This is a genomic window from Amycolatopsis ruanii, from assembly GCF_003385175.1.
In the GTDB taxonomy this organism is placed as follows: Bacteria; Actinomycetota; Actinomycetes; order Mycobacteriales; family Pseudonocardiaceae; genus Amycolatopsis_E; species Amycolatopsis_E thermalba.
On record NZ_PQHY01000141.1, the window covers coordinates 1 to 5610 of the forward strand.

The window sequence follows — 5610 nt, forward strand, 5'->3', positions numbered from 1 at the left end:
GCACCAGGGCGGGGCTGACCGCCGTCGCCGCCCTGGTGCTGGGCGGTGCCGGGGCCGGGGTGTACCTGGCCTTCGCCCAGGACACCGGGATCGTGGGGCGCCAGCTCGGCGGGCGCGCGCAGCCACTGCCGTTCCCGCCCGGCACCGCGGCCACCCTGTGGTGGGACTTCGCGCTCGTCGCCGGCTACGGGCTCGCGATCGCGCTCGGCACCACCGCCGCGCTGTGGGTCTCCCAGCCGCACACCGCGACGCACGAAATCGCCCGCTTCGCGCGCATCGCCGGGCTGGTCGCGGTCGTCTCCGACGTCGTCGAGAACGCGCTCCTGCTGGCCGCCACCCGTGATCCGGACCCGGTCCTGCTGGACTTCGCCACCGCGGCCGCGGTCACCAAGTTCGCCGGCCTGCTCCCGGCGCTCCTGCTCGCCCTCTACGGCATCGCGCTCACCCTCATCCGGTGCGTCCGTCCGGTGCACCGCGACGTGCCCGGCGGCGTGTGCTCCGCCGCGCTGAAACCCGACGACCCCGACGGCGCCTGCGACGCAGGCGAGGCGACCGCGAGCACCCGCTGGCGCAACGGCTTCCGCCTGCCCCCGGGCGAACCCACCGGCGGCACCGGGTTCTGCCTGTCCGGTGGCGGGATCCGCTCGGCCAGCGTCGCGCTCGGCGCGCTGCAGCCGTTGCGGCAACGGCTGCTCGGCGCCCAGTACCTGGTGTCGGTGTCCGGCGGCGGCTACACCGCGGGCGCCCTCGTCCAGGCCCTCACCACGGCCACCGACCCGAAGCAGGCCCCGCCCGGCGAACCGGTCGCGACCCCGGAGACCGCGTTCGGCCCGGGCAGCGCTGAGGAGGACCACGTCCGGCGGCACGTCAGCTACCTGGCCAACACCCCGGCCGAACTGCTCACCGCGCTGGGGGTGCTGGCCCGGGGGCTGCTGCTGTCGCTGTTCCTCGTGTTCGCCCCGGCGGTGGTGCTGGGCGTGGTGACCGGCTGGCTGTACCGGCAGGTCCCGCTGACGGTGTTCCCCGCCGACGGCGGCTACCCCGCGCCCCGGCCGGGCGCGCTGCTCTCGCTCGGCCTGACGCTGGTGCTCGCCGCGGCGGTCTCCCTGGTGGCCCGCTGGATCCCGCCGGCCAGGCTGCTGCTGCGTCAGATCGCACGGCGCCTGTCCAGCCGGCTCGCACTGCTGGCCGCCCTCATCGCGCTGCTCGTGCTCGGCCTGCCCGCGCTGGCGTGGCTGGCCGACCGCCTGCTCACCCTGACCCCGCCCACGATCGCCCTGGGCAGCCCGTTCGTCGCGCTGCTGCTGACCTACGTGTCCACCCTGGCGACCATCGGGTGGCGCAACCGCAAGGTCGTGACCCAGGCCCGGGACTCGCTCGACGCGCTCACCGCGACCCTGCCGACCAGCCTCACCCAGCGGCTGCTGGTGATCGTCACCACCACCGTCCTCGCCCTGGCCTGGCTGCTGCTGTTCGCCGCGGTGATCACGCCGCTGGGCGAGCCGGACCTGCTGTGGGCCGCGCTGGGCCTGGTGGTCGTGCTGGTCGTGCTCGGCGGGCTGATCGACGAGACCTCGCTGAGCCTGCACCCGTTCTACCGGGAACGGCTGGCCTGCACCTTCGCCGTGCGCCGGGTGCGCCGCGGAGACGGGCAGGTCGTCGCCGCGCCCTATCCCAGCACCGAACGCAGTTCGCTGGCGACCTACGGCCGCGCGGCGGGCTTCCCGCGCGTGGTGTTCGCGGCCGCGGCGAACCTGACCGGCGAGGGCCGCACCTCCCCCGGACTCAACGCGGTCTCGTACACGATGAGCAGCGGCTGGGTCGGCGGCCCGGACGTCGGCTGGATCGAGACCGCGCACCTGCAGGAATCGGTGCCCGGCCGGTTCCAGCGCGACCTCACCGTGCAGGGCGCGGTCGCGATCAGCGGCGCGGCGTTCGCGTCGTCGATGGGCCGCGCCTCGCGCTGGTACCAGATCCTGCTCGCGCTCTCCGGCGCGCGGCTGGGCACCTGGCTGCCCAACCCGGACGTGCTGCTGCGCTGCCCGCCGCGCACCGACCGCGCCGCGTGGGCCTATCCGCCGCTGCCGCACGCCCGTCGCCTGCCCTACCTGCTGCGCGAGGTGCTGGGCATCCACTCGCACGCCGACCGGCTGCTGCACGTGACCGACGGCGGGCACTACGACAACCTGGGGCTGGTCGAGCTGTTCCGCCGCCGCTGCACGACGATCTACTGCATCGACGCCGGCGCGGACTCCCCGCCGTCGGCGAGCGGGCTGGCGTCCGCGCTCGCCCTGGCCACGCAGGAACTCGGCGTGCGGGTGCGGCTCGACGACCCGTGGCGGGCCGAGCCCGGCGGCGGCGAACCGCTCGAACCCGAGCACCCGCTGAGCGCCCTGAACAGCAGGTTGTCGGACAGCCCGGTGATCACCGGGACGATCCACTACCCGGCCGAGAGCGGGCAGGCCGGTGTGGGACGGCTGATCGTGGCGAAGGCGCTGCTGTGGCGGGACCTGCCGTACGAGCTGCTGTCCTACGCCGCGCACCACCCGGAGTTCCCCCGGGACGGCACGGGCGACCAGTTCTTCGACGACAGCAAGTTCGGGGCCTACCTCGAACTGGGGCGCCAGCTCGGCCGGTACGTGGTCAGCCACGAGCCGGCGGCGGCCGATCTGCCGGAGGTGCCGGAGGGCACGGGCGCGCCCGACGGAATCGCGCCACAGCCGGCCTGAAACCGGAACAGCGCACGACGAAACACCCGTATCCGAATCCGGATACGGGTGTTCTGGTGTTGCCGCTTGAGGAAGGACCGGGCGCGGACGGGAACTAGTACCAGTAGTTCCCGTCCGCACCCGCTCCACACCGGCCGGCTCTCAGCCGGAATCCGTCCCGGGCCATCCGGAGTGCGGTCGCACCGAGCGGAACAGGCGGCCGGACCGGGTTGAACCGAGCGTGGTTCAGTCTCAGTTGTCGGCCTCGGCGACGCACACGTCGGGGCTGTCGCCACCCTCCGTGCCGGTCACGCCGGAGACGATCGGCACCGAGAGGCCCCAGTCGTTCAGGGTCTCCTCGACCTGCACGGCGAGCACGTTGACGTTGTTGTCGCAGACGCCGACGTTGTTGTCGTTCAGCACGTCGTCGACGTTGACCAGACCCAGCTGGCCGGTGTCGCCGCCGTCGTCCCACCCTCCGCCCTGGGTGGCGAAGGCCGGGGAACCGATCATCATGAAACCGGCCGCAGCAGCGGCAACAATTGCGGACTTCTTGAGCACCTTTTCAATCCCCATCAACTCGGTTTACAGTTCCGCCGCGACGAAAACCTCCGTCGCGAGCACGGCAGACATTATCAGCCGGGGCGACGCGTCGAAAGCAAATCCGGCGCGACTTCGCCATCACCCGGACGAACGACGATTGACCTCCCGGAAAACCGTCGCGGGGACCCACATGTGGCATGCGCTGCGATTATCGGGTTGCATCCGCCGGAGACGTTTTCACTGTGAGTGAGCATCCGCTGTGGCGGCCGGTTGTACGTCGTCTAAACCCCCCGATACGGTAGAGCAGTGGATACGAGCCGTAACTCGGGAGAACCGGGAAATTAGCCCGGTAGCGTGATCTCACGGCCGTCCACCTCGGCCTGGAGCGCCGGAAGGTGGGTCCGGACCGGGTTGTGGCGCACCACGCGACGGACGTGCGCGGCAACCCGGAGACCGGTAGAATCGCGGGCACGACAAAACACCCGCATCCGAATCGGACACGGGTGTTCGTCGTTATCTACCCGAAGAAGACCGGGTGCGGACGGGAACTAGTACCAGTAGTTCCCGTCCGCACCCGTTTCACACCGGCACCGGCCAGCTCTCACCCAGAAAACCGTCCCGGGCCATCCGGAGTGCAGTCAGACCGCACCGGGACAGGTGGCCGGCCCGGGGTCGTGACGACCCTGAACCCAGTGGGATTCAGGCTCAGTTCTCGGCCTCGGCGATGCAGACGTCCGAGGTGTCGCCACCCTCGGTGTGGGTCGCGCCGGACAGGATCGGCACGGAGACGCCGAAGCCGTTCAGGGTGTCCTCCACCTGCACGGCGAGAACGTTGACGTTGTTGTCACAGACGCCGATGTTGTTGTCGTTGAGAACGTCGTCGACGTTGACCAGGCCCAGCTGGCCGGTGTCGCCGCCGTCGTCCCACCCTCCGCCCTGGGTGGCGAAGGCCGGGGAACCGATCATCATGAAACCGGCCGCAGCAGCGGCGACAATTGCGGACTTCTTGAGCACCTTTTTATTCCCCATCGACTCGATTACAGTTCCGCCGCGACGAAAACCTCCGTCACGAGCACGGCAGACGATAGCAGCCGATAAGGCCGGGCCGCAGCAATTCAGCGGACACCACCCCATCACCCGGACGAACGACGTTTGCCCTCCCGGGAAACCTCGCCCGGGCCGATGGGGGTCATGCGCTGCGATTATCCGGTCATTTCTTACCCGGAAGTTCTCACGGTGCGTGACGATGCCGGAAGGTGCGCGGTTGTACGGCGTCTAAACCCCTCGATCCGGTGGATTACCGGACACAGTACGTAGGCAAGCTCTCGGCGGACAAATAGCTCGGTAGTGTGACGTCCCGGCGTGTCACGGGTTCGCGCGATCACCGCCGAACCGCATCCGGAAGTCCCGCGCGACCAGACTGACCAGCGGACGACGCCCGGCCAGAAACGCAAGCGGCCCACCCGCGCCGACGCACCACACCGAGCGGGCCACCCCGAGCCGGGCGGCCACGCGCACCCCGCTGCGCCTGGGCCCGCGCTGCAGGACGGAAAACGCCAGCGGCACCCGCACCGGCAACACGCGCCGAGCCCGAAACCCCGCCGCGGCAAGCAGATCCCCACGGGCAGGCGCCGCCCCGGCGGCCTCCGGATCTCCACCAGCGCCGGCTTCCGCGCTCGGCCGCCCGGCCACCGGTTCCCCGCCGGCCGGGGTCTCCCCGCTCGCCTCCGGCCCGGCGAGCAGGTCCCCACCGGCAGGGCCCTCCGCATCAGCACGCGCCGCCCCGGCGGACTCCGGCCGAGCCACCGGGTCTCCACCGGCAGGCGCCTCCCCCGCCGCCGCGTCCCCACCCACACGCGCCTCCGCCGTGAACTCCGGTCCGTCGGTGAGCGTGAACTCCGCCAGTTCCTTCGGGATGTGCCACAGGGCGCGACCACCGGCCAGCGAGGCCGGGCTGTCCACCCAGATGTGCGGGATCGTCACGGTGAGCCCGCCGCGCACCACCACGGTGACCATCAGCTCCCGGTAGGACAGCACACCGGGCGGCCGGTAGTCGACCCACGCGGCGAGCACGAGCGCCCGCCCGGCCACCACCAGTGGCCGCACACCCGGTGGCAGCTCCGGCAGTTCCCGGACGGGCACCGCCCACGCGGAGACGTGCAGGTGGCCGCGCAGGTCCCACGGCTCGGGCGGGTAGTCGATCGATTCGGACATCGGGCGGACCTCACATCGGATCGGGACGACGGGACGGACGCGGCTCCCGCGCGGACGGGACCCGCGCGCGCACTCCGCCCGGACTGCCGGGGGGGACGCCTGGAGTGCGGGGCACCCCCGCCCGGAGGGGGCGGCACGCCCGGAG

The 5610-nt window shown here is 71.7% G+C and carries 4 protein-coding genes; 1 reads left to right on the forward strand and 3 read right to left on the reverse strand.

Features of this window, described 5'->3' with window-relative positions; genetic code table 11:
* On the forward strand, positions 1-2729 hold a 2729-nt coding region (locus D0D28_RS34940; RefSeq protein ID WP_116115463.1), incomplete at its 5' end, for a hypothetical protein.
* Positions 2730-2960: 231 nt separating this feature from the next.
* On the opposite strand, the gene D0D28_RS34945 is transcribed toward D0D28_RS34940, so the two are convergent.
* From D0D28_RS34945 to D0D28_RS37770, 3 genes are all read right to left on the reverse strand, one after another.
* Complete coding sequence (locus D0D28_RS34945) at positions 2961-3269, reverse strand: hypothetical protein (protein ID WP_167481489.1); 309 nt, start codon at positions 3267-3269, stop codon at positions 2961-2963.
* 687 nt (positions 3270-3956) lie between these two features.
* Positions 3957-4265, reverse strand: coding sequence for a hypothetical protein (locus D0D28_RS34950; RefSeq protein ID WP_167481490.1), 309 nt, complete (start codon positions 4263-4265; stop codon positions 3957-3959).
* Positions 4266-4616: 351 nt separating this feature from the next.
* Positions 4617-5465: an acetoacetate decarboxylase family protein gene (locus D0D28_RS37770; RefSeq protein ID WP_430732417.1), complete on the reverse strand. Its 849-nt coding sequence runs from the start codon at positions 5463-5465 to the stop codon at positions 4617-4619.
* Between the last annotated feature and the right edge of the window lie 145 nt (positions 5466-5610).